Genomic DNA, 2,471 nt, shown 5'->3' on the forward strand with positions numbered 1-2,471 from the left:
GTCTCTTACGATGTTTACCAACCACCATACGAGTCCCTGGACGCACCCCAGCCTCTGCCAATTCTGTAGCACTACATTTCGTTTCAATCCAGGCATCTTGCCAACGTAGAGGAGCATCATCCTGCAACGCTTTTTGGGGAGATTCATGGGAAACATGACGTGAGCCAAAAGATAGAATACCACTAATGGTATAGTTATCCCCCAACAGATCCACCACACCCTCACCATAAACCCAAGGAAAAGAACCCCCCAACCGGCGCACTTCCACCCGTCCTGCTTCAGCAATCCGTTTAACAATGGCACCAATTTCATCTTTATGAGCAGTAATCGCAATGGGACTAGCACCAGCATCCTTACCAGGGATTTTCGCAATGACATTTCCAGCCCGATCCTGCCAAGTTTCCACCCCTAAAGCTTGAAACCGATGCAGTAACAATTGGTCAATTTCCTCTTCCGCACCACTGGGGGAATGGTGCATAACTAACTCTTCTATGGTTTTGAACAGTTGGTCGTAATTGTTAGTCATTGTTGGGAATAGGGAACAGGGAACAGGGAACAGGGAACAGGGAAGAAGAATTGACGAAAAGCGATGCAGAGGTGCGACCCGTGGCGAATTTAATTACGGGTCAAGCGCACCTAAGCTGTCTTGGGGAGCCAGTTGCTCATCTGATATCATATCGAGATAATTACCCTTAATAACAAACTCCCCAAACTCCCCACACTTCCCACACCTCCCACACTCCCCTGTCTTTCCCGATTCCCGATTCCCGATTCCCGATTCCCAATTCCCGATTCCCGATTCTAAATTCTAAATTCTAAATTCCCTATTCCCGATTCCCTATCCCCTATTCCTTCTTCCTGATTCCCTTAGAACCTATCCCTAAAGCCCCCAAGGCGAATAGACCTAAAGCCGTTGCTGGTTCAGGAACATTAGCTGGGTGTGAATTGTTATTATCTGGGTTTGGATCGTTCAATGCTGACAGGGCTAAATCCGCAATGATTCGATAAACACCAGTAGTTGGATGTTGTAAATCCCAGAAGAAAAACTCCTCGGGATTCTCACATACAAATTGTGCTGGTATATTCAAACAAGGACTAGTTACATTGGTGAAACCAAATTCCGTCGGCTGAGCCAGAATTTCCCTAAATATAGAATTAACATCAACCGGGATGATATTGACATCTGAGTCGGGAGTCTGACTGAATTGATCGAGTAGTTCAGACAAACCAGAGTTATGGTCTTCTGTCAAAGTGTTGAGGGCATCGCTAGTACCAGGAACACGCCCATCAACTCCCAGAGCAATGGGCGTATTGCCCAAATCTGGCAAGTTAACTACCATAATATTCTTAGCCCCAACCTCAGTCAGGTCTTGCAGTGCATCTGACAAATTTGCCAGAGTGGTGTCAGTTTCTGTAAATGGTTCAAAACTGCCTTGGTTGGGTAGATAATCATTAGCACCAGCCCACACTATATACAGAGCATCTGGGTCAGCCGACTGACCGGCTTGTATCAGGGGAACAGTAAAGGCATCAATCTGTGGTTGCAATCCTGGTAAAACTACCAATCCAGAGGAGGTAACAGGGGCAGTTTGTCCAGTGCCTGTAGTAGAACCACCAAAAGCGAAGTTAATGCCAACAGTCGGGATAGCACCTGAGCCAATAGTGGTAAACAGAGTGGGGTTTAATTCCAAATCCCCTGCGAGATAATCCACCCAGTTGGGACCATTGGAAAAACGTCCCTCAAAATAAGGTGGACTGGGGGGAATTCGCTCTGCGGTGGCATTGAATAAATTGCCTTGATCAGAGAGGCTGTCTCCAAAGATATACATCTTGCTAAACAACTCGATAGCATTTGCCTTGAGGGGCAACATTAAAGAGAAAAAGACTAATCCTGTAGCAGCAATTTGTGTCTTCATGATAGTTTTTTACCTTAATTGCAGATAATTATCTCAGATCATGTCCGATTTAATACTTATCCTTCTTGGTTGATAGTAAATTGAACCTTGAAAATTAACTAACCATAAGCAATTAGCAATTCAAAATTCAAAATTCAAAATTCAAAATTCACAGGCATCGGATCAACCATTTTAGACGTGATTAACCGGACTTGATATCATGTCTGGCATTGACACACTTTACCAATCACCACTAATTACTAACCAATGACAATACCTGTTAGGAATTGTGCTTAAGCACAACTAAAAGCTGTTTTCAACTGTTTTTTAGTGAGCATTCAGCCCTCAGCGGTCAGCTATCAGCTTATTTTATTCAAAGGTGCGCACCTAAAAGCACCGATTGCGCTACGCACAAGCTGCGCGAACAGTAGCACCTCAAGTAACCCATAAGCTGATAGCTGATAGCTGATAGCTGATAGCTGATAGCTGATAGCTGATAGCTGATAGCTGATAGCTGATAGCTGATAGCTGATAGCTGATAGCTGATAGCTGATAGCTGATAGCTGATAGCTGATA

General features: G+C 44.4%; 1 protein-coding gene and 1 pseudogene. Both read right to left on the reverse strand.

Translation table 11 applies throughout. The features are described from left to right. Positions 1-526, reverse strand: a pseudogene (locus F6K38_RS39335) (M42 family peptidase); the annotation flags it as partial. Positions 527-845: 319 nt separating this feature from the next. Beyond that, positions 846-1,916, reverse strand: coding sequence for an SGNH/GDSL hydrolase family protein (locus tag F6K38_RS39340; protein ID WP_008189944.1), 1,071 nt, complete (start codon positions 1,914-1,916; stop codon positions 846-848). Positions 1,917-2,471: the final 555 nt, after the last annotated feature.

It is taken from the genome of Moorena sp. SIO3B2 (assembly GCF_010692525.1).
Classification (GTDB): Bacteria; Cyanobacteriota; Cyanobacteriia; order Cyanobacteriales; family Coleofasciculaceae; genus Moorena; species Moorena producens.

Coding starts and splice junctions, on each gene's coding strand:
- F6K38_RS39340 (WP_008189944.1), bottom strand. CDS start 1,916: ATGAAGACACAAATTGCTGCTACAGGATTAGTCTTTTTCTCTTTAATG.